At 62.3% G+C, this 23566-nt stretch carries 7 protein-coding genes; all 7 read right to left on the reverse strand.

What is annotated here, in order from left to right; translation table 11 throughout:
* Window positions 1-54: 54 nt before the first annotated feature.
* The 7 genes from OYW20_RS00125 to OYW20_RS00155 are packed head-to-tail and all read right to left on the reverse strand — an operon-like array spanning window position 55 to window position 23530.
* Window positions 55-636 (reverse strand): isochorismatase family protein, encoded by a 582-nt coding sequence (locus OYW20_RS00125; RefSeq protein ID WP_268798729.1) that lies wholly within the window; start codon window positions 634-636, stop codon window positions 55-57.
* A gap of 7 nt (window positions 637-643) precedes the next feature.
* The gene (locus OYW20_RS00130; protein WP_268798730.1) at window positions 644-2047 is read right to left on the reverse strand and encodes an FAD-dependent oxidoreductase; all 1404 of its coding nucleotides are present in this window, start codon (window positions 2045-2047) and stop codon (window positions 644-646) included.
* On the reverse strand, window positions 2044-2931 hold the full coding sequence (locus tag OYW20_RS00135; RefSeq protein ID WP_268798731.1) for an ACP S-malonyltransferase: 888 nt from the start codon (window positions 2929-2931) through the stop codon (window positions 2044-2046). Before OYW20_RS00135 ends, OYW20_RS00130 begins: the two co-directional genes overlap by 4 nt.
* Window positions 2921-8368, reverse strand: a complete 5448-nt coding sequence (locus OYW20_RS00140) for a beta-ketoacyl synthase N-terminal-like domain-containing protein (protein WP_268798732.1) — start codon at window positions 8366-8368, stop codon at window positions 2921-2923. Before OYW20_RS00140 ends, OYW20_RS00135 begins: the two co-directional genes overlap by 11 nt.
* A complete protein-coding gene (locus OYW20_RS00145; RefSeq protein WP_268798733.1) occupies window positions 8352-13808 on the reverse strand; it encodes a beta-ketoacyl synthase N-terminal-like domain-containing protein in 5457 nt (1818 codons plus the stop codon). Before OYW20_RS00145 ends, OYW20_RS00140 begins: the two co-directional genes overlap by 17 nt.
* On the reverse strand, window positions 13809-16829 hold the full coding sequence (locus OYW20_RS00150; protein ID WP_268798734.1) for an alpha/beta fold hydrolase: 3021 nt from the start codon (window positions 16827-16829) through the stop codon (window positions 13809-13811).
* Window positions 16826-23530: an SDR family NAD(P)-dependent oxidoreductase gene (locus OYW20_RS00155; protein ID WP_268798735.1), complete on the reverse strand. Its 6705-nt coding sequence runs from the start codon at window positions 23528-23530 to the stop codon at window positions 16826-16828. Before OYW20_RS00155 ends, OYW20_RS00150 begins: the two co-directional genes overlap by 4 nt.
* Window positions 23531-23566: the final 36 nt, after the last annotated feature.

Raw genomic sequence — 23566 nt, forward strand, 5'->3', positions numbered from 1 at the left:
GGCTCCTTGCGAAAAAGGTGCGAGTGGGCATGGTGTCAGGTGCGGCAATCCGAGTCATTCGCCGTAGGTCCTCAGGTAGCGGCCATCGAGAAAGCGTTGGCTAAGCGCCAGGTAATCGCATCGCTCCGACTGCGCCATGGTTTCGAAGAACAACATCTCGCGGGTGATCAGTTCCACACCGTTGCGTGACATGCGCGAGAGCGCGACCTCGTGATCCAGGACGCTGCGGGACGCCACTGCGTCTACCACAACCGAAACCTGGTCACCGCGTGCGCGTAGCGCCAGTGCCGATTGCAGGATACACACGTGGGTTTCCACACCCGCGAAAATCCAGTGATTGCCGGGCGTAGCGGTACGGAAGATGTCGATCCCCCGTTCATCGAGCACATTGAAGTGGCATTTGGAGAATGTTGTGCAAACACCTGCTGCCTTGCGTAGTCGTGCTGGCAGCGCGCCCAGCTTTTCATGGCAGACTAGAGCAACGGGCAGCTCGATTTCCTGGGCAAGCTCCGCCAGCCAGCAGCAATGCTCCAGCACGCGGCTAGCGTCCTGGATCATGGGCAGAAGATCGACTTGCATGTTGTTGATGATCAGGGTTTTTTTGCCATGGGCACGGGAAGGGATCGAAGATGTCATGCAAGCCTCATTGCAAGTAATGGCGCATCACGCGCGGTGCGAGACGCTCGACGGCGCCCATTTTTTCGGCGATGCGCAGCAGGCGCTGGTCCAGTTGGCGTATCAGTTTCCCGGACGCCGATTCAACGCCCATCAGGTCCTTGACCAGCTCGAACTGGATGCGTGCACTGGCATTGCTGCCTTGGTCCACTGACGCGCCGAAACGCTGGGCCAGCACCAGACCTGAGGTCAGGGCGCCTTCATGGCCGCCATAGGAGAAGTCGGTTCCGCAGTACCAGATTCGTTCACGGCCCTGGATCGCCCTTATCAGGGAGCGCCGATGCAGGTCGAGTGGTCGCAGCTTGGGCAGCTTCCACTGCTTGCGCAGGATGACCTTGGATGGGTCCAGCACCATCTTCGGGTCGAACGTCACGTAAAGCGGCGTGGATGAGGGCTCGAAGTGGGTGACTACTCGGGTCAGGGTCCCCCAGGCATGGTTCGCCTCGGCCGGTGCGTCTGCGGCTTTGACGAAGACGCAGTAACTGTCGGGCGAGCCGTGGGCGACCGCTGCGCCGTCACTGTGCAGGATGGCTTCGACCGGAACATATTCGTACGCCCCGAGCAGGGTTGTCTGTTCGGGCGTGGGCGTCTCGATCAGGCGCAGCGCCTGATCGGCGTGGGTCGCCAGTACTACCTGGTCGAAATCCTGTGATCCTGCGAGTGTGCTGACCTCCACGCCCCGCCCGTGTGGACGGACAGCCGTCACTGGGGTATTCAGGCGCACCCGCGGGCCGAGCACGCGATGCATGATTTTCAGGTATCCATCGATCCCGCCTGTGGCTTTGCGCCAGTAGGCGGGCGAGAAGAACGACAGCAGGTTCATGCTGAAGGAGACCGCGCAGTACACCAGGCTGTAGTCCAGTGAGGGACCATTGCATCCGGAGTACACGGTCAACAGCGGGAGCAAGGCTTGGTGGACAAAGCTGGAGTCGTAGCCCCGCTCCCTGACGAAATCCCCCACCGACCAGCTCTTGTAGCGTTCCTGGTGGAGGCTGACCTCAACCATGTCCTGATGAAACCGATCGAATGCCTGTCGCAGCGCCGGACTCAATGCTTTGCCGGTGTGCTGGTTGCTCCATAGCTCGGAGGCGTCGGGGTCCAGGCAACTGAATGACAAGGGCGCGACGAAGGTTCCCACATCGAGCGCCTTGAGATGCGCCATCAAATTGGGTGCGAGCCGCTCCGTGAAATATTCGACACCCATGTCGGCATGGATTAGCTTGCCCTCATGTATCAGGGTGTGGGTGAAAGCGTGGCCACCCAACTGCTCGCCCGCCTCGAACAGGGTGACCTGGTGCAGCGCGGCGAGATGCCAGGCAAGCGTCGCGCCTGCGGTCCCGCCACCAACGATAGCGATTCGTTGTGGTTTCATCGCGATGCCTCTTTCGATTGGTGATGGGCGTCTATGGCAGCGATAAGGCGCGTAAGTACCTGGCCTGGGCCCGGCTCGATGAAGTCGAGCAGTGAATAACGTTGCCTCAGCACTTGGATTGTCTGCAGCCAGCGCACCGGGCTGGTCAGCTGGAAAACGATTTCTTCGAGCAGATGGGTGTCAGGTACCGGTCCGCCATGGGTGGTGGAAATCAATGGACAGGTCCCGGGGCTGAAAGTCACCCGCTCCACATAGCGACTCAGGGCTATGCGTGCGGTTTCCATGTACCGGGAATGAAACGCCCCGCTGACATTCAGCTGCACCGCGCGCAGGCCGCGTTGTTGAAGGTCGTGTGCTGCGCGCTCGATGGCCTGGCTCGGACCGCTGAGCACGGTTTGCTCCGGCCCGTTCACGTTGGCAATGTCGAGACTGTCCAGTCCCTGTTCGAGCAGGCAGGCCTCCAGGCCCTGGGCGTCGATGCCCATCACCGCAAGCATCGCCCCGTCCCCGGCAGCCTTCATCAGCTGGCCACGCTCGATCACCAGTTTCAAGGTGTCTGCGAAACCGAGCCGGCCGCTGGCGTGGATGGCGCCGAACAGCCCCAGGCTGTGGCCAAGCATCAGGTCGGCTCGATCTATATCGCGGTCCTGGCGCATTGCCTCGAAGCTCATCGCGCTGACGACGAATACGGCAGGCTGCGTGAAAGCGGTGTCGGCAAGTCTGCCGGCATCTTCGAGCAACTCGGCTAGCCGCAGGCCCAGCAGTGTCTCAGCGATTTCGGTCATCTCGCGGAACCTGGGCAGAAGCTCCAGCCCCATTCCAGGAAATTGCGAGCCTTGGCCAGGAAAGACGATTGCCAGCGCGCCAGGTCGTTCAAAGTTCATGCAGCACCACCTTCGGGCGTGCCGCAGGCTTTTGCCCGCGCGCCACATCATGGGTTGGGTTCAGTGAAACCAAGCCTTGGATACGCAGGACCGGACTCATGTCCTGAGCAAGAAACTCGAAATCGTGGGTCACGCTCCGGGCGGTTTTTTCGCGTCGCTGGCAGCGCACGTAGGCAATCGCCGCATGAGTGGACAGCCGCTCGACCCTCTCGGCCATCCAGGGTACCCAGGCCGGACCTGCCTCCCCGTCGTCGAGCAGTAGCGCGGTCTGCAGACCGGCGTCGATGATTGCGGGCGACAGTGGCAAAGCGAAGCTGCGCGCGGGCAGCACACTCGCCTGCACCTTGTCGTCTCCAACACAGGCCCAGCGCAGCAGGCGCAGTGAGTCACCGTAGCAATAGCCCATGCGTGCGAACTTCTGGTAGATCGCTGTGCGCTGCAGGTAATGGCCCGAGTCCAGCGTCCAAGGCTGCTGCTGGTCGTGGCTGTGCTGCTCCAGAGTGGAGGCGCTGGCGACAGTAGTGTTGGCGATGGTCACTGCAAACCTATCCGCTGTCTGCTCCGTGCCGACGCATTCAAACGACTGGGCGCGGGCCTCGAATCGCACATCCATCAGTCCAGCGGTTGAAGTGTCAGCCAGCAGGCGTGCCAAGTAGTAGCCTGCCGGTACTATCGCCTGTCCGTCGATGTTGTGGTCGGCCAGCAGCGTGTCAAGGCTTTCGAAACCCGACTCCCGAGCCTGCACCCAGAGTGGCGTGCCGTCGAAGCAATATTCCGGCAGCTCGAGCGGTTCATCGGCTGCGAACAGGGCGTGCCAATCTGGCAGTGCACCACCCAGATAAGCCAGGCGAACGCTGTCCAAGTCCAGGTCCATGTCTTGCTGCTGGCCCGGCATGCGCATCGAGTTCATCGCGTTTGCATCACAACCCGCCACTGCAGTGCTTTCACCGTTACCACGCAGGTCTGCCAACGATAGCGCCAACTGGCGGCGCAGATCCTGCGTCGAGTCGCTGCACACGGCTAGGCGGTGGCGTAGGTGATCACGCTGGTGGGCAAGGCTGGAGGCCAGGCGTGGCAGAGGCACATCGTTTTGCTCCAACCATTGCAATAGCGCGATACGAGAGGCATCCAGTGCCTGAACACTATGGGCCGACAGCATGATCAGCTGTCTCACCGATGTCGGATGTCTCGCCGGCCTCGAGGTCTGGATCGCAGAGCTCAGCAGCACGTGTGCGTTGGCACCTCCTGCGCCAAAGGACGACAACGCCGCGCGATAGGGTTGGTTATCGCGTACAGGCCATGGCCTGGCATGGCGATTGACCATCAGCCCGGTCGCCTGTGGCTCCAGTAATGGATTGGCCGGGTATGCATGCAGCGACGGGAGCAGTGTGCGATGACGCATCTGCAGCAGGATCTTCACTGCACCCGCCAGTCCGGCTGCCGACTCCAGGTGGCCGATGTGGCCCTTTATCGAGCCGATCGGCAGACGCGAGGTCTCTGTGCGTCCCTCGCCAAGCACCGCCGCCAGGCTCTTGAACTCGATCGGATCGCCGAGCGCGGTGCCGGTGCCGTGAGCCTCGACGTAGTCCAGTTGCGTCGGAGCCCACTTGGCCTTGTCCAAGGCCTCGCGAATCAGGCGGGACTGCGCCTGCGGGTTGGGTGCGCTGTAGCCGTTGGATTTGCCTCCGGCATTTAGTGCCGAGGCTTCTATCACCCCGTACAACGGATCCTCATCCGCCAGAGCCCGGTCGAGCGGTTTGAGCAGCATGGCGCACACCCCTTCGCCGTCGACGAAACCACCGGCGCCCTCGCCGAACGGTCGGCATACGCCCTCTAGCGAGAGCATGTGCAAGCGGCACAAGTCGTCGTACTGTCGAGGGTGTGCGATCACGTTCACGCCTCCGACCAGAGCCATGTCGCAGTCGCCCAGGCGCAACGCATTCACCGCAGTGTGCAGAGCGGTCAAGGAGGCAGAGCATGCGGTATCGACCGCCATGCTCGGACCGTGCAGATCAAAGTGGTATGACACCCGATTGGCGATCGACCAATGCAGTGATGTCGGCCTGGGGCTGTCGCTGTCTATAGGTGTCAGGTTGGCATAGCCGGTATTCATCACGCCGACGTACACCCCGGTTCGGCTGCCCTTGAGTCGCGATGCCGGATGAGCACCATGCAGAAATGTCTGGTACGCGGTCTCCAGGAACAACCGTTCTTGGGGATCCATCAGGGTTGCGTCCATTGGTGTGATGTTGAAGAACCCGTGATCGAACCTGTCGACGTCACTGAGAAATGCACCGACACCAGCATAGGTCGACGTTTGCATGTGCTCCCGGGGCCAGCGTGCGGGAGGTACCGGACTGCTCAGAGGCACGTCCTGCAGCAGTCGCTCCCAGAGCTGTGCGGTGTCCTCTGCACCCGGGAAACGTCCGCGGTAGCCGATGATGGCGATCGCTTGCGCCTGCGCTGGTTGATCGGTGCGCAGGTCAGCAGGCTGTGGTCGTTGCCCGGTCGTGGCGTGTGCATGACCCGCAGCTGTTGCCTTGGCTTGCGCGATCGTGGCGTGCAGGCCCAGATGACCGGCCAGTTGCGCGATGCTTGGGTATTCGAACAGCAAGGTCGCGGGCAGATAGCCGTAACGAGCCTGCAACGGCTTGATCAACTCCAGGCTGATCAGCGAGTCGATGCCGTAGCTGGCGAATGCAGCGTCATCGTCGAGTTCGTCGAGGGACATGTGCATGACCTTGGCGATGCTTTCACGCACGAAGTGCAGAGTGTCGGACTCCCCACCAGGCTGCGCGGCGGGTGCAGCGGGTGCAGCGGGTGCAGGGGCGCTGCTGTCCACAACCTTGAAGGCTTCTGGGTGGCACTGCTCCAGATAGCCCGCCAGGTCGGCGAGGGTGGGGTATTCGAAGAACAGCGTGGCTGGCACGTATCCGACCTTGTCTTTGAACGGCTTCACTAACTCCAGCGCAATCAGGGAGTCGACCCCATAGTCCTTCAGTGCTCGCGTGGGGTCGAGGTCAGAAGGGGTCAGGTGCATGACCGAGGCGATCGCGTCCCGAGCGAACGCCATTGCCGAGCTCAAGCACACCTCGTCGATGTTCGCGGCTGCTGCGCCCGAGGTTTGGCTGGCGCTGGCGGCAGGGACCCTTTCGGCTGGCGCGGCTGCCGTGGCCGATACAGGAACGCGGGCGACGATCAGTCCTTGGGTTTGATTGCCGTGGTGCTCGGTGTTTTCGAAGCCGGTTTCGCGCAACAGCCGCTGCCAGGTGGCCGCGTCGAGCAATGGGCTTCCTTCTATTCGCTCGGGGCCGGTGTTGAGCCACCAGCCCTTGGTCAGGCCGAACGTCAAGGTTGCGTAGTGCTGCAGTGCCGTCACCTCGTTGAGCACGATTACGCCGCCTGGACGCAATGCGCGACGAATATTGCGCAGTGACTCGCGGATGTCGCGGGTGGCGTGGATCACGTTGGTCGCCAGCACGATGTCGAATGCGCCAAGCCATTGAGGAGGCTGTTCCACGTTGTAGATGCTGGCCTCGAAGCAGGGCTGGTCGAAGGTTCTTCTGGCCCGGTTGATGAAAGACAGCGAGAGGTCGGTGAAGCGGTACTGGCCTAGCCTGTGGCCCACGCGCGCCATCACTTGCTCGGTAGTGCTGCCTGTGCCAGCGCCAATCTCGAGCACGCGAAGCGGCTGTTCAGTGCTGTCGGCCAGACGCTCGACGATGGTCGCCATGGTCTGGTTGTAATAGTCGGCCACGGGGTTGTTACGGTACACCCCCTCTACCCGGTCGAAGCTGCCATGGGGGAACAGCACCTCTAGCGGATCGGTCTTGCCTTGCAGGATCGAGGCGAAGTCGGCCATGCAGGCGTCCAGCAGATCAAGGTGCGCGCGCAGGTGGGCAAAGCGCTGCAACAAGTTGTGTCGATCCAGCGCCTGGGGCGCATCCTCTATGGCGCTCAGCGCTTGGGCCAGTGCTTGGTGGTGAGCTGCGATGTTGGTGGGAATGCCTATGCGATGAATGGCGCGACGGGCGTATTCATCCAGCGCCACGCTGGCCTGCTCGTTGCGTCTGACCCATTCGGCCTGATCATCAAACGGGGGGATTAGGCTTTGAAGTTCATCGACTGGCACGACGCCTGGGCTGTCGGCGGTTTCGAAGCCCATGGCCAACAGGGCTTGTGCGTTGGCCTTGAGCGCCATCACCTGGCGTTGGTCGCTGCCGATCAGGGCTTCGATGGTGGCGATGCCGTCTTCGGCTTCGAGTGAGCCAACCCCGACCTTTTCCATGCGTTCCCGATAGTAAGGCGCGGCCACCGCGCCGACACTGCCCCAGTAACCCCAGTTGACGATCTTCGAAGGGATCTGGAAAGTCTCCTCAAGCAAGGCGGCCATGGCGTCCTTGACCGCGCAGGCGGCCGTGTAGGCGCCTTGGCCAGGATTGGCAAGGTGTGATTGGATCGAGGAAAAGAACAGCACGAAATCTACCGGATGCTGGCGCAGTGCTTGAATCAACCCATAGCTGCCCAGCAGCTTGGGCCGCAGATTGCGTTCAAGCTGGGCAGGCTGCAAGGTGTCCAGGGTCTGGTCGTGCAGATCCATCGCAGAATGAATCACCGCGTCGAACGGGCCGTGCGCTTCGAAGATCGCCTCGAGCGCTTGAGGCACGCTGATGTCGCAGGAGCTGTGACGCATGAGTTCATGCAGTTCGAAGTCGGGCGCAGACCTCGAGACCAGGTGCACCCGCGCCTGATGGCGCTCAACCAGATAGCTGGCAAGCATCCGTCCCAGACCGCCCGTGCCACCCAGCACCAGATAGTGCCCGCCTTTGCGCAGGGCCAAGCCCGATACGCCGCTGTTCAGCGATGCCCGTTTGAAGTGGCGGACGGCATGGCCGTCCTGGGTGATGTGCACCGGTGTCGCGGGGGCATGCGTGGGGCGGTGGCTGAACGCGCGGTGCAAGGTGGCTACAGCGAAATCGCACAGGCTGAAGGCATTGATGCTCAGGTGGGGATACTCGCGACTGGCAGTCTGGGCCAGCCCCAGGCAGGTCGCATCCAACGGATAGCGGACATCCTGGCCGGGAGGTCCTGCAAGGGCTCGGCAGGCAACCACATCGATCCGTGCGCGCTGTAGCCGGCTCAGAGTCTTGAGCAGATTCAGCACCGCCACTGTCACCGACGTTTGTGCCCCTTGTGCCCAAGGGCTGCGTACGATGATTGCGTAGTGATCACCGGGTGGCAGGTCAAGCGGCGCTTCGGTAAAGGTTCGCACCCTCTGCTCGCCCAGTAGTCCTGCCATTTCCTCTGCCAGCGACGGCTGTGTTGCTGGCACCAGAATCCAGTCTGGCACCGATTCTTGGGGCGAATGCGCGGTCATGGTGAATTGCCAGTCAGGCTCGAAGAGGCCAAGGCTTGGTGTGTCAGCGTTGCTGTTCATGCGCGTCTCCCAAAATGTTCCCGGAATAAGGCTTGATACCCAGGTCTATGAATTGCGCGATCACTCGGAAACGGTCATCGCAGAGCAGGATCTGGGTCCTGAAGTCGCTGGTCTTCTCAGTCAAGGCGTAGTAGGTGCCGGCCGGGCAGTCCACAGGTGCGCTCCAGACCAGTGCGCCCAGGGTGAATGGCAATACGGGTGTACTGCGGCTCTCCAGGGTCAAGGCCAATCCCGATTGCAATGCCCCGTCGAGCAACCCCCACTGCTGGATCGCTTCAGTGCCGTGGCAAATCAGGCGTGCGCATGCTAGCGGCCCTTGCCGATCAACCCAGATGACGCTGCGAAAATCCCTGCTGTACTCGATACCCAAGGCATCGAATGCCTCGTAAAGACGGGCAGCATCTATACGCCGCGCATCCGGCAGGCGTCCTTGGACCTCACGCAGGCGCTGCAATGCCTGGCTGGTCGGAGCCGGGTAATGCAGGTCGAACGAGAGCGTCCCGTTGACCAACGGTGTGTCGCCTGACAGCAACCTGAACGTGCCATCGTCTGTAAGGGTCAGATCCAGCGCGCTATCGGCGGCGAACTGACTGAGCGGTACGCGCCAGGTGATGTCCACCAGGCTCCTGTGCAAGGTATCGTGGCGGGCGAGACGTAACCCCCAATACAATGCGCATACGCCGGGTAGAACGCCTTGGTGGTTCACCTGATGGTCTTGGAAGACAGGGTGACGTGCGGTCACCTCCGAGGGGCGATCGTGGCAGGGCTTCAAGTTCAGCTGCAAGGTCGATGGCAGTGGGTAGCGATAGCTGCCATCGAAGCGATAAGTTGGCAGGCGTACTGGGAGTATCGAGGGGTCGAACAGTGACGGCTCAAGCGTGCCCCCCTGCAGGTAGTTGCTTGCTGCCTGTTGCAGTGCAAGGTCTTCGATTGCAGGCAGGGGATGGTCTTCGATGATGCATTCCAGGGCCTGAAGCAGGCTCTGGTGATCGTGCACCGCCACGGCAACGCGCGAGGCCATTGCGGTGCGATGCAATCCCAGGGTCTTGGTAATGGCAGCAAGACTCGCATCCGGATGTTCCGTCAGCCAGGTTTTCAGAGCCTTGGCCTGACGCTTGAGTGCTGGCGCATCGAATCCCGAGAGCACCCCAAGGCAGGGGGCTTGGTTTTGCATTCGTTCGCGGCTGGCGGGCCGTGAGGGAACGTTTTGCACCACCGCGTGTGCCCCGGAACCTCCAAAGCCATAACTGCAGACCCCGGCCCGGCGAATATCGCCGGCCTTGGGCCAGTTCTGGTTGCCGGCCTTGGCTAGTGCCGCACCCTCCAGTTTCACCCGCGGGTTCTCAGGGCCTCGCTCCGGGTTTGCCGGCACCATGGCTTCGGCGACGACCTTGACCGCCTTGATCAGGCCGAACAGTCCGGCAGCAGCCTCCAAATGGCCGAAGGCGGCCTTGGACGTGCCAAGGCAGATCGGTGCGTCGCCCCGAACGTGCATGCTGCTCAGTGCGCGACTGATGCCTTCGGCCTCGATGGGGTCGCCCAGGCGCGTGCCTGTTCCGTGGGTCTCGATGAATCCGACGTCTGAGGTGCCGCCAAGGGAGCGATAAATACTTGCGATCATGTCAGCCTGGGCGCTGGCGCTTGGCGCGGTCAAGGATGCGGAGCGTCCGCAATGGCCGTCCTCGACCGCTGCCAGCAGCGCACACGGCCCCAGGCCGGGCACTGTCTCTCCGGCCCTACACAACAGCATGGCAAACACGCCTTCGCCCCTGACATACCCGTTCGCAGCTTCGGCAAATGGGGAGCAGACACCGTTCGGTGAGAGGAACTGTCCTGCACGCAATGCATCATCTGTGCGTGAATCGATCAGAAGATTCACCGCACCTACGAACGCCATGTCGCAGCGGCCCTGATGCAGATCGGCCGCAGCTCGGGCGAGTACGGTCAGACCGCTGGAGCAGGCCGTGTCGATCGTCACCGATGGCCCCCGCCAGTCGAATTGGTACGACAGCCGGTTGGCCAGGATGCTCGCCGAGGTGCCTGTCATGTCGTAGGCATGGGCCGTTTTTTGCCGCGCCGATACGACCGTGGCGTATTCGCAGCCTGTGGCCGCGATATAACAACCAACGCGCGCGCCGCGGTAGTCGTCGGGGACTAGGCCGGCATCTTCGAAGGTCCGCCAGCACTCTTGCAGTAGCAGACGCTGGCGTGGGTCCATGTGCGCAGCCTCAACGGCCGAAATGCCGAAAAAAGAGGCATCGAAGCTGTCGATGTCATTCAGGTAGCCGCCCGGCAAGATGCTCGGCGAATCGGATCTGACGCATGGGGCTATGCAATTGCGCTGCTCCAGCATCGCTTGCCAAAGTTCATCGATGTCCAGCCCTGCCGGGCCGACGCCTGCCATCCCGAGGATGGCCAGCGGCGCAGCCTCAAACTGGGCTGCTGGTTTGGGACTGGAAAGTTCGCTGGGCGTTTCGGTATGCAATGCGTTGGCGATGGCGGTGAGACTGCTGAGTTCGTAAAAGCGATGCGGCGCAATATCCACTGCGAGTTCGTGGCGCAAGCGCTCTGCCAACAAGTTGAAGCCGATTGAATCCACACCCGCAGCGACCAGTGACTGATTGGGGTCTTGGACCTGTACACCCAATGTTTCGGCAATTAATCTGCGCAGCTCGGTGATGCCCTGCGACTCGCTGTCGCGGCTTGGACCGCTCTCTTGCTCATGCGCCGAGCGAGCCAGCGTCTGCAACTCGGCTTGCATCAGCCTGCGCAAATCGAGCTTGCCGTTGGGGGTGTGCGGCCACTGGTCCACCAATACATAGCGTGATGGGCAACGCTGCTCGGGTAGCCGAGAGGCCACTTGTGCGCGCAGCGTTTCCACGTCGAATGGACGGCCTTGAGCCGGTCGAATGAATGCGCACAGGTAGGCGACAGGCTCCTCGCGCACCACACAGCAAGGCTCCACACCGGGTGCAAGGCGCCTGATCAGCGCCTCAGCCTCGGACAGCTCCACGCGATGGCCGCGTATCTTGACCTGAGAGTCCAGCCGACCGAGGTAGTCGATACGTTGCTCGCCCCAGGCTACAGCTCGATCGCCGGTGCGGTAGGCGCGATTGCTCTGCGCGCTGAATGGCTCGATGAAGTTGTGCTGCGGGGCCGGCGGCAGGTAACCCGCTCCGACCAACGATCCGCTGATGAGCAGTTCGCCGGGAACACCCAAGGCGAGCGGCTGCAATTGATCGTCCACGACCTGCAGGGCGGTGTTGTCCAGCGGATGCCCGATGCTGAGCGGCATGCCGCGGGTGACGCGCTGGCAACTGGCCCAGATGGTGGCCTCGGTAGGGCCGTAGACATGAAACAGCGTATGGCCTGCAGCCAGGACCCAGTCTGCCATTTCCTGACTCAGACGCTCGCCACCGCACAGTAGGGTGATGGGGCGTCGTGCCTGCCAGTCGGAGTCTTTCAACAGACGCAGGCTGGATGGGGTGAGCTGCAGGATTTCGATCCGATCTCGCTCGATACGATCGATCAGTTGTCGGCCACTGCGTCGTACAGGGTCGTCGGCCATCACGATGCAGCCGTTGCTGCACAGCGGTAGCAGTGCTTCGAGCAAGGAAATGTCAAAGCTGAGTGGAGTCAGCGCAATCCAGCGCGCACCCGGATAGCAGAACGGCATCGCGGCCATGGCCGTCAGGAAGGCTGCCAGATTGTCACGGCCTATCTGGATACCCTTGGGGACGCCAGTACTGCCTGAGGAAAACATCTGGTAGGCAATGGGGTCGATTTCTTGCGAAGACGATGTAGACGTTCCTGCCCCGGACATCACCTGTGTTTCGATGTTCAGGAGCACCGCCTGGGGAGCCGCATGGGCAAGACGGGCATGGGTAGAGCGATCGCACAGTACGTAGCTGATCTGGGTTCGGTGGATCAGATCGCTCAATGCTTCGTCGGGCAGGCTGGCCTCAAGTGGGGTGAAGCGAACGCCGTGCTTGAGCGCTGCCAGCAGTGCGATCGGCAGCCAACGGTTGCGGCCGATGCAGACCCCGACTTGGCTGACCCCTTGTTGCGCCAGGCTTACAACGGTGGCATCGATACTGCTGCGCAGGGCGCTGTAGGTCAGCTCACCATCGTCGTCAATTACCGCAATCCGTTCTGCCTCGGCCTGTTCCAGTGCGCACAGCATCTGCTCCAGCGAAACGGGAGGGATTCGTTGGCCTCGTTCGCCAGGCTCTGGTCGCTTCAGTGTTGCCAGCGCTGCGAAGGGCTGCTGCGTGTCCTCGAGCAAGTCGTGCAGGCTGTGTTGAAACTGTTCTGCGAACTGCGCGAACCAGCGCGGCGTGCTGCGTTCGTGACTGGCTTCCAGGCGCACTTGCAGACATCCTCCGGCCATCGAGCACACGGCGGCCAGATCGTACGGTCCACCTGCGCATGGCAAGGCAAGAACTTCGCAGACCTCGCCTATCGTTGGGGCGGTCGGTGTTAGCAGCCCAGGCGACTCATTGATGACGACATTGCCTGCGCTCCCCGCCGGGAACTGAGCCAGCAGCTCGTTCCATGGTGTGTGCTGGAAGGGACGGATGCGTCGACGTGTTTCGCCAATGTGTTGCAACAGTGTGTGAGCGTCTGAACAGGCATCCACGTCGACAGGCAGAGGAACAAGGTTGCTGCAGGTCCCTGCGTCGGGGCCGCCAGGCACTTGTACTGTATGGCACAGCATTATTTTGGCGTTCTGCTCCCAAGCCCGCAGGTAGCGGGCAAGGGTCAGTGCCATGGCCGCGCAGGTCAGGCGAAATCCGCTGGTTTGCAGGGTATTGCACTGATCGGGGGTGACCTGGCTCAAGGTCATTGTGGCTGTCCTGACCTGACCTGACCGGGGGCCTGAGGCAGGCGGCATCATCGGCAGGGATTGCTCAAGGGTGTAACCGGCGAGCAGCTCGCTCCAGAAACCTGCAGGCGCCGGTGTGCGTGGGCCGGCTGCGGGGCAGGGCACCGGCGTGCGGCCGGCGTAGCATTCGCTAAGGGCTGCCAGAAAGCGCTGTAAACTCACGCCGTCCATCACCAGGTGGCTGAAGAGGCAGTCCAGGTAGCACTGCCCGTCCTCAAGTGTCTGCAGGACGAAGCGATAGTGCCTTGAGCGGCCCTGCGTCAGGGATTGCAATGGTTGCGGGCAACTATCGTATTCCAGCACCTCAGGGCTCAGGGCCAGGCGCTTGCTGAGCAGCGTGCCGTTGTTGAGCAAAAACGTATTGCGCAGGCTGGCGAAGGGCCCGGCCAGCAACCTATACAGTGCATGGTCCAGAAGCTGGACATCCACCGATGATGCCAGCGCGAAGCGGTAGCTCAATATCAGTCCCGGATCGCCGGCATGCGTCTGGCTGCGGCGCCAGATCAGCGTTTCTTCTGGTGTGGCAGGACGGCAATCGGCAATGAGGGTGTCCATTCAAGCTACCTGAGTGACGTTGGCGGAGGGCTTGCTGACGTGTAGCCAGTCGAGCAACGTTCGGTTGACGAGCGTGGCGTGTGTCAGAGGCGAGAAGTGACCGGCATCGGCAATCTCCAAGAACAGTGCCTTTTCGAGCTGTCGCAGCGGCATGACGCACTGGGCCTGGATCACATTGTCCTGAGCGCCGTGGATGACCAGCAGCGGCACGTTCAGATCTCCCAATGCCTCGCGGATGTCGAATGTACTCAGCGCATTAATGTAGGCACCCAGGCTCCTGAGGTTCAGGCCCGCGCCGATCCGTGAGGCGACGCTGCCGTTACCCGGTAGAATTTGGTCGAACATCTCGCCGCGCCCCTCCAGTTCACTTTGCGCTTGCAGAGTGTCTTCCAGGATCGTCTCGCCGAACCACGGCGCGGCGCTGATCACCGTGATGGGCCCTACGCAGGGCGAGTGTTGGAGCGCAGCATGCAGTGCCACGCAGCCTCCAAGCGACCAGCCGATGCACGGGACTGGCTGACCCGCCACGGACAGTTCCTCGCACAATTGCGCCAATTGCGCAGCGACCCTACCCAGATCGATCTCTGGGGTATCGGGCTGTACTGCGTCATGCAGCGGCAATTCGACGATGCAAGGATTCCAGCCATCACGACGCAGCATGGGCAACTGCTGCACCCAGATTCTGGGTGAGGCATTGAGCGGGCTGACCAGTATCACAGGCGGCAAGTTGCCTGCCTGGTCCAGCACCGTCAGGCCGCTGCGGGTCTGACGCCGGCGCAGGCCCAGTGGCAGGTCGGCCGCCGCTTGGTCAGCTACCCGGCCCGACTGCGCCGCACGTTCGATCAGCGTGGCCAGTTCGGCAAGAGTGCTTGCGGCAAAGGCCTGTTCGACAGCCATCTTCCCGCTCCGTTTCTGGAAGGGTGCCAGCAGTTGCAGTACCGTCAGGGAGTCGAGCCCAAGGCTGGACAGCGGAGCTTGGCTATCGACCTCTTCGAGTCGGTAGCCGCACAGCTGGGCCAGGCGTTGGCGCAGTTCCTCCAGCACGTTGGCGGATCCGCCAGCGTTGTCCTGGTCTGTGGCTGTGCTTGGCAGGCCAGGCCAGAACGCGCGGCGGGCGAAGGGGTAGGGGGGCACATGGATGGCCTGGGATACTCCGATGCGGGTAGCCATGCCTTGCAGCCAGCGAGCAGCGACGCCGTCGGGTCGACGAGTGCTGGCGGGCAGCTCTTGGTAGTCGCGAGCGACAACCACCCCTGTCGGAGTCGAGCGCCCCCATCGCGCCAGGGCATCGACCACTTGGTCGACCTGCTCTGCGCAGACCACCGCCCGCACGGCCTGAGGCGTTCTGGCGGCACAACTGGCACACACTTGTGCATAGGACAGTGTGCCTTGGGCGAGAAATCGGGCCAGCAATAGTGCCGTTCTTTGTAGTCCGGCTTCACTGGCGGCGCTGATGCACAGGCCTTCGATATCGACCTGTACAGCGCTTGCGCTGCCTGGCTTGTGCAACAACACATGGGCGTTCACACCGGTGAAGCCGAACGCGCTGATGGCGATGCCGGCGCCGGGCGGCAGCGCATGTGCGGTGTGCGGGGATGATACCGGCATGATGTCGTGCCAGTGCGAAGAAGAGGATGGCCTCAGCAGCGGCCCGGGTATCTGCTGCCGGTCCAGGGCCAATAGAGCCTTGAGCACGCTGAGTAGCCCAGAACTGACCAGGGTATGACCGAAGATCGTTTTGTTCGCCCCAAGGTATCGCAGCCCTTGTCCCTCGAGCTGCCCGTAGGTCTGCGCCAACGCCTTGGCTTCGAGCGGATCGCCCACTGGGGTTCCTGTACCGTGGGTCTCGATCAGGGCAATGTGCTCAGGTCCTTGCCCACCTTGTCGTCGCGCATCCTCCCAGGCTGCACGGATGACCTCGGTTTGCCCGCTCACACTCGGCGACATCAGGCCATTGCTGCGACCATCGTGGCCAACCGCACTGCCATCGAGCTGCGCGAGCATTGCCAGCCCCAGGTTCTGGGCCACCTCTTGGGTGGTCAACAACAGCGCTCCGGCCCCCTCGGCGGGTGCGAAGCCGTCAGCGCGTTCGTCGAATGCAAGACAGTGCCCGGAGGCAGAGAGCACCTGGCTTGCCTGTGCTAGGCGAAAAACTTCATCGGTGCAGAACAGCGTCGCTGCGCAGACGATAGCGGCATCGCACTCGCCACTGCGTAACGCCATGGCGGCTTGGTGTAGTGCCACCAGGAAGGATGAGCAGGCGGTGTCGATCGAAAGCACAGGTCCCGGCAGGTCGAAACAGTAGGCGATACGACCGGCCAGGGCGGAGAACGCATTGCCGGTGAAAGCCGCAGCACTGATTGCTTGCTCGCTGTGTGCGCTGAGTACGTGGCGGTAGTCGCCCGGCAGCCCGGTGGCGAATACGCCGCAACGCAGTGTCTTGAGCTCGGGCAGGGTCAGTCCGCTGCACTCAATGGCGTGCCAGGCCTGCTCCAGGGAAAGCCGTTGCTGCGGATCGACGCAGACCGACTCGTTGGGCGAGACATGGAAGAAGCCATTGTCGAAGGCGTCGATGTCCCGCAGAAACCCACCCTTGAAGCTCCCGGTTCGTTTGTGCTCACCCATGACGCCGGTTTGCGGTTTGCCGCTCTCGAGCACTGCCCACAGTTCGTCGAGCGATGCCGCACCTGGGAAACGACCGGCGGCGCCCACGATCACCGGTGTGCGTCCAGTCTTGGCGCGAGGGTTTTCGTTTGGAGTTGTCCGTGTTGTGGTCGAAGGTTCGATGCGTACTTGAAGCAGTTTCAATAGCTCGCGCAGCGAGGCGGCCTCGAACAGGTCCGCCGTGCGGCAGGGCACTGCGAAGCGTTGGGCAATGGCCTTCGCCAGCTGCGCCGCGAGGATCGAATCGACGCCACGTTCGATGTAGGGTTCGTCTGCGTCGAGCGGCTCGACTTCGAGCAGCGCATCGGCGAACAGTTTCTGCAGGGCCGATAACGATAATGCGTCAGGGTGAGTCATGAGGCCTCCAGGTCTGCGGCGGTTTCGAACCAGTAAGGTTTGCTGTCGAAGGCATAGCCAGGTAGCGAAATGCGTCTGCCGGGGCCCTTCAGGTAAATGCGTCTGAGCGTGTCGCGGCCCTGCAGATAAGCGGACGCAAGCTCTGTGACGACGCTGTTGTCGAGCTCCAGCAGCGGCCCTTCGTTGACGTGGCTCCTGAGGGCGTGGGGCTCGACGTAGTGCAAGGCCGCGCTGCTCAACTGCTCGATCAATGAGGGCAGATCCATGGCGCTTACCACCAGTCGGTGCTCGAAGCTTTCACGCCCTATTGCCAAGGTCCGGGCCACGTCTGCCAGGGGCAGGCGCGGGTTGCTGCGCAGATGCTCGATCAGCTCATCGCGCATGCGTTCAAGCGATGCCTTGGTTCTGGCGCACAGGCCTACCAAGTGCAGTTGCCCAGGTTGTGCCGTGACTTGTGGTGTCGGTGCATCGGCCTGCGTTAGCACCACATGCGCATTGGTGCCGCCAAAGCCGAAGGAACTGATGCCTGCGACACGGTCGTTCGACCGCCAGGGCTGCTTTTCGGTGAGCAGTGAAAAAGGCGTGTCCTGTAGGTCGATTTCCCGATTTTGCTGACGGAAGTTCAAGTTGGCAGGCAGCCAGCCGGTCTCTATCGCCTTGATGACCTTGACCAAGGCCGGTACGGCTGCTGCAGGTTCCAGGTGGCCCGTGTTGGTCTTGACCGCTCCGACCAGCACGCTTGCCGGTAGCTTTGCGGGGGCTTGCTGGGCGATGAAGGCACTCAGGGCTTGCAGCTCTATCGGGTCACCAAGGCGCGTCCCGGTGCCATGCGCCTCGATGTAGCCCAGGCGCTCTGCCAACTCGGGCGTGTACGCCGCCAGCAACAGGTCACACTGGGCGTTCGGGTTGGGGGAAGTCAGCGAATTGGCACGCCCCCCGTGATTGACCTGGCTGGCGACGATCCGCGCTCTGATGTTGTCGCCATCGCGCACCGCATCGGCGTAGCGCTTGATGAGGAAGGCGCCACACCCTTCACCGCGCACATAGCCATCAGCCGATTCATCGAACGTGGCGCAGCGAGCGCTCGCCGACAACACACCCATGCTGGCGGCCGCGTGGGTTACGACCGGGTCGATCATCAGGCTGACTCCGCCACACAGTACCGTATCGCACTCTTGTTCCTGCAGGGCCTTGATGCCGCGATGCAAGGCGACCAGTGTTGACGAGCAAGCGGTGTCGACCGTTTCGCTGGGGCCACTGAAACCGAATTGGTAGGACACCCGGTTGGAGAGCATCGCATGAGCGTTGCCCGTGGCGGCGAAGGGATGTTTTGAGCGACCCCACAGCTGCAGCAGCACCTGGTAGTCGTTGAACTGCACGCCCGCGAAGACACCGGTGCGGGTGATGTCGCCTGGTCGATAGCCCGCGTCGAGGCAGGCGTTGTATGCCGTTTGCAGGAACAGTCGATGCTGGGGATCCATCAGCATCGCCTCACGTGCCGAGAGACCAAAGAAGCGTGCATCGAAATGCTCGATATTCCGCACCGCACCGCCGTAGAGGTCCTCCTCGGGCCAGCGCGTCATCGGCACGATGGCGCTGCGCCCATGCAGGAGCGAGTCCCAGAATGTCTCGACAGTGTCCCCACCTGGCAACGTGGCGGCCATACCGATGATGGCATAGCCTGTGAGCGATTCATCGGGATGGCCGGCGTCGGGTGCTCTGCTCGTGCTCAGGTCTTGTGTGTCGAATGCCCGTTGGCTGTCGAGATAGCGGACCAACTGACTCGGCGTGTTGTAGCGGAACAGTGCGCTGGCAGCCATCGGCACCGAGAACCGAGCCTGTACGTTTTTCGCCAGTTCTTGTAGGCCGACCGAGTCGAGGCCCATCTCGCCCCAACGCGCCTCAGGATCAATCCTCTGCGCAGGAATGGCGGTGAGCGTCTCGAGCAGTTCGTTCACTGCCTCACGCAATGCATCAGGTGAGTTCGACTCGCAAGCCCGATTGCCTGCGGGATCCTGGCGAGGTGGTGCGAGCAACCGTTCGGTGATGCGTCCGGTATCGCCGCCAAGTACCGCCACCGCCCACACATCTGCGGCCAGTGCTGAGGGCAGTCGCAGTGCCAGATCTACCCCAGTGTTCGCTTCAAGGGGCTCGAGCCCGGTTTCATGTGCCATGAACTGAAGCGTCTGGGTATCGACTTGCATGCCAGTGTCTTTCCAGAGCGGCCATGCGACGCTGAGGGTGCGGCCATGGCGCTGCCCGAGCGCCACCGAACGGCTGCGCGCCTGGGCGAAACCATCGAGCCAGGCGTTGGCGTAGGCGTAGTCGGTCTGCCCTGCGTTGCCGAATGCCGCAGCGATTGAAGAGAACAGCATGAACAGGTCCAACGGGGCCGAGCCGATCGCTTCGTCCAGCGCCAGGGTGGTCTCGATCTTGCTGCGTGCGACTTGTTCAAAGTCTTCGAACGCCTTGTCGGTCAGTACCCCATCGCGCAGCACGCCGCTCGCGATCAGCACACCGTTCAGTGGGCTCATTTGGGCGAGCAATGCCCTGGCTGCCCCGACGTCTGCCAGGTCAGCGCTGAAGTAGCGAACCGTCCCGCCCTGCGCGCTCATCTGTTGGCACTCATGCCTGATGTGCGCGCTGTCAGGTCGCCGTCCTACCAGGCTGATATGGGCACCGAAGTCACTCGCCAGTCGGCGAGCGACGGCTTGGCCGATTCCGCCGAAGCCTCCGGCGATCAGGTAATGTCCGCCCTGACGCCATAGCGTCGGGGGTGCGACTGGCAACTCTATCGGGCGCCATTGCAGGCGTTGGCTTTGCGTGCCCTGCAGACGTTCGTGCACGTGGCCGCTGACTGGTATGAACGCTAGGCGTGCCAAGGCCTGCTGGAGAACATCGGGCTGCGCCAGCGAACCGCCGACCTGCAGTGACAAGATCCTCAGCTGCGGTTGTTCCTTGCAAAGACTGCGCAGCAAGCCGACGAGACCTGCTTGGGCATCGGGTTCGTTTGGCAGACAGACCATCAGTGATCTTGGGCCTTGCAGATGAGCAATGGCTTGGAACAGTGCCCAGTGCAGCGCGCGTTGGGTAGGCTCCTGCGCGATAGGGGTACTCGATGTGTTGCCCAGGGCAATGACGATGGGATGCTCTTGCGGGATGTCGTCGAGTGCGCGCTTGCAGGCTTGTACGAGGTTGGTGGTACGGGGGGCGCCGCAGGACGATGTTGGCGCCGGGTCGACCGGGTCCAGCACGACGATCCGATGCCCATGGCCTCGGAGTTGTCGATCCAGCTCCGGATCGACAATTAAGGTGAAGGGGCTGGTGAACGTGCGCGTTGTCTCGGACGCATTGGACGTGAAGTCCGCAACTGCGAGCAGAAGCCGATCATCGGTCTCTGGTGGTGGATTCGAGCTTTGTGGTTCGTGTGATACACGTAGTTCATTGGCCCACAGTGGTATTTTCTCGAAAGGATAACTCGGCAGGTCGAGCATCTTGCCCGGTGGGTTGTGGTGCCGCCAGTCGATGCTTTCCCCTGCCTGAAAGCGGCTGGCTGCCTGCTCGAGCTGAGCGCTGAAGGTCGCTTGGTGCGCAGTCGACGATGCCAGTGCGTTGGCCAGGTCATCCAGGTCGGTGACCAAGGCGCAGAACCTGTAGCGCATTGCCGGACGGGTCACGTTTAACGTGTAGGCGACGTCCTCCAGGCACAGCCCCTCCTGCTTAAGCAGGTAGTCGAGGATGGCGGCCTTGAGCGCATTCAACGACGCTTCGCTTTGCGCGCTGATAGCCACTGCCATGGGTACGGCGTCATGTCGTGCCGGTGCATCCACCTGCGGCGGCATGTATTCGCCCACGATGACATGGGCGTTGGCACCACCAGCGCCGAAGCTGCTCAGACCGGCGTAGCGACGCTGGCCGTCAGGTGTGTTCCAAGGCACAAGTTCGGTCTGCGGACGAACTGTTCCCTCACCGACGGGTATCAATGGATTGGCGATGTCGCAACCGATCGTAGGGGCGAGCGAGCGGTGACGAAGTTGCAACACGATCTTGGCCAACCCCGCCAGACCGGCGGCAGGCTCCAGATGGCCGATATTGCTTTTGATCGATCCTACGGCGCAGTGCCCGTAATCGCGTGCCCCATATATGCCGTTCAGCGCTTCGATCTCGATCGGATCTCCTAAGCGAATACCGGTGCCATGCGCCTCGATGTAGGTGATGTCGTGTGCCTGGCGGTCGGCATCGCGCAGTGCGGCTTCGATGACCTTGGTTTGCGCTGCTGCCGAGGGTACCGTGAAGCCGCTGCTGCGCCCGCCTGCGTTAACCGCGCTACCATGGATGACCGCATGGATGCGTGCGTCGGCATCGATTGCCTCCTGCAAGGGCTGAAGGACGAAGACCACGTGCCCTTCACCTGGGACATACCCGTCTGCCTGTGCACCGAAGGTATGACAGCGGCCCGTCGGGCTGAGGAATTTGCCCTGGCTGAGCACCCGATATTTATGTGGGCTGACCATGATATTGGCTGCGCCTACGATTGCCTGTCGGCACTCGCCGCGGCGCAGTGCTGCGATGGCCAGATGGAGGGCCGTCAGCGATCCTGAGCACATGGTATCCAAGGTCAGCGATGGCCCACGGAAGTCGAAATGATAAGAAAGCCGGTTGGCCTGGGCAGAGAACGAGGTGTCGATGGGCTGGGACGCTTCCAATTGCTGGTAGTGTCCGTACATCGCTGCGATGAAAACCCCTACGTCTGGAGTCGGCGCGGCGAAGAATCCTGAGTTTTCCAGCGCATGGTGAGTCGTCTGCAGCAGTTTGCGCTCGGCTGGGTCCATGCGCTCGGCAGCTTTGAACGTGGTTTGGAAGAACAGCGGGTCGAACATCTCGACATTGTCGATGAAGCCGCCATGGCGGGCATAGCTACGGCCCGCGGCGCTGGCATCGCTGTCATAGAACGCGCGCCAGTCCCAGCGTTGCGATGGGACGGGGCGCACTGCCAATCGCGCTTCTGCCAGCAGCGACCACAATTCTTCCATGCTGGTAGCACCTGGAAAAGAGCCCGCCATACCGACGATGGCAATATCCTGCGCCCGCCAGTGCGGCTCGTCCTGGGTGTGAGCGCGCACATGTGGGGAGGGGGCTCGCCAAGTGAGCTCGGGAGGGGACTGGGGGGCCACCGCGGGCTCGGGCTGCAGTCCAATGATCGCCGCGCGAGCCTCTATGTAGGCCGACAGGCTCGAGATACTCGGGTGCTCGAACAGGATGGAGCGGGGGACTCTAGTGACCATGCCTGCCTCGGCCAGGCGGCGTTCGATCTCTGCGGCAATGCTGATCGCCGCGACTGAGTCAGCGCCGTGATCCAGCACGTTTTCAGCCTCTGCGAGATTTTCCAGGCCAGTAAACTTGGCAATGGCTTGGCGCACCAGCAGCTTAGTATCCAGCGTTGGCGCGCGACTGGCTTTCGCCGCTTGTCGACCGGAGGGTGCCTCAGTCAGCAGCCTGCCAGCGTAAATCAGGGCGTCGGCGCAGCGGGCGGCAAGCAGCTCATCCATCGCCGCCAGGGCTTTGTCAGGGGCCATAGGCAACAGCAGTCCGCGGTCCTGGCCCATCGCCATACCGCTCACATCCCAGATACCCCAGCCGATGGTTGACCAGCCCGTATGGCCTTGCAGGCATTGCCGCTCAGCCAGAGCATGCAGGTAGGCGTTGGCTGATGCGTAGGCCGTCTGTCCGGCCAGACCGACGGTTGCCGATAGCGAGCCGAACATGACCACGCGGCGTATTGCCATCTCGTTCTGCAGCTGCGCAAGGGCAAGGGCCGGCGCGATCTTGGTCTTCAGGACCTTTTCCAAAGAGGAAGTCGTCTGCGATTGGAAAAGGCCATCTTCCAGATGACCGGCGAGGTGAAAGACGGTGTCCACCCGACCGTAGCGTTCATGGAGCGTCGAAAGCGTCTGTCGCAGGCTCTCGGTGTCCGTCGCATCGCCTTGGAAGTAGCCTGAGCAACCCAGCGCTTTCAAGCGCGAGCGTCGTTCATCGCTCAAGGGCGAGCGGCCCATGACGAAAACCGGTTGCTGGCCGACGATATGTTCCAGCAGGTGCTGGCCGATGCCACCCAAGCCGCCGATGATCAGCGCCGGCCCGTCCTGGCTTCTGGGTTCGTTCGCGAGCGGCGTTACTTGTTGGTGCAGATGAGCCACTAGGCGCTTGCCACCCTCGACTCGCAGGCGCCGAAGCCCTTCCTGCTGCATTAGCCCGCAGATGGTGAGTGACTTTGCCAGGCTCGCATCGCTTTCCAGCCAGGTGTGAGCCAGTTGTTCGGTTTCGCAGCGCAGGGATTGCAACAAGCCGTGCGCAGCAGCTGCGTCGGCGTTGGCGATACCGCTGAAAAGCAAAAGCTTCAGAGGCGTGCCCGTCGCCAACAGCGCGGCGATGATGCGATGAATCGACTCGAACTGGCTTTGCGCCAGCTGCCATGGGCCAGAGGTTTCGGTTTCGGCTACAGGCACCAGCACAGTGTCGCCCGCCGCGAGGGCGCTGCCTGCGATCCGGTCGGCATCGATCGGAATGCAGCCGTCGGGGGTATCGCAGTGTTGGCCATCTGCTATTGCAAGCCACGTTCTACCGGTCGAGGCAGGGCTGCAAGATTCGGCAGACCATACGATTTTCGCGGTGTGGCAAGTCGAACGCTCATCGGATTGCATGGCATTGCCTTCTGGCTGCGGGCGGGAACAGGGATG

Origin of the sequence: Pseudomonas sp. BSw22131 (genome assembly GCF_026810445.1) — a bacterium.
Lineage (GTDB): Bacteria > Pseudomonadota > Gammaproteobacteria > Pseudomonadales > Pseudomonadaceae > Aquipseudomonas > Aquipseudomonas huanghezhanensis.

Bases quoted from the DNA above. Each gene is read 5' to 3' on its own strand.
- OYW20_RS00125 (WP_268798729.1), bottom strand. From the start codon at position 636: ATGACATCTTCGATCCCTTCCCGTGCCCATGGCAAAAAAACCCTGATC.
- OYW20_RS00130 (WP_268798730.1), bottom strand. From the start codon at position 2,047: ATGAAACCACAACGAATCGCTATCGTTGGTGGCGGGACCGCAGGCGCG.
- OYW20_RS00135 (WP_268798731.1), bottom strand. From the start codon at position 2,931: ATGAACTTTGAACGACCTGGCGCGCTGGCAATCGTCTTTCCTGGCCAA.
- OYW20_RS00140 (WP_268798732.1), bottom strand. From the start codon at position 8,368: ATGAACAGCAACGCTGACACACCAAGCCTTGGCCTCTTCGAGCCTGAC.
- OYW20_RS00145 (WP_268798733.1), bottom strand. From the start codon at position 13,808: ATGGACACCCTCATTGCCGATTGCCGTCCTGCCACACCAGAAGAAACG.
- OYW20_RS00150 (WP_268798734.1), bottom strand. From the start codon at position 16,829: ATGACTCACCCTGACGCATTATCGTTATCGGCCCTGCAGAAACTGTTC.
- OYW20_RS00155 (WP_268798735.1), bottom strand. From the start codon at position 23,530: ATGCAATCCGATGAGCGTTCGACTTGCCACACCGCGAAAATCGTATGG.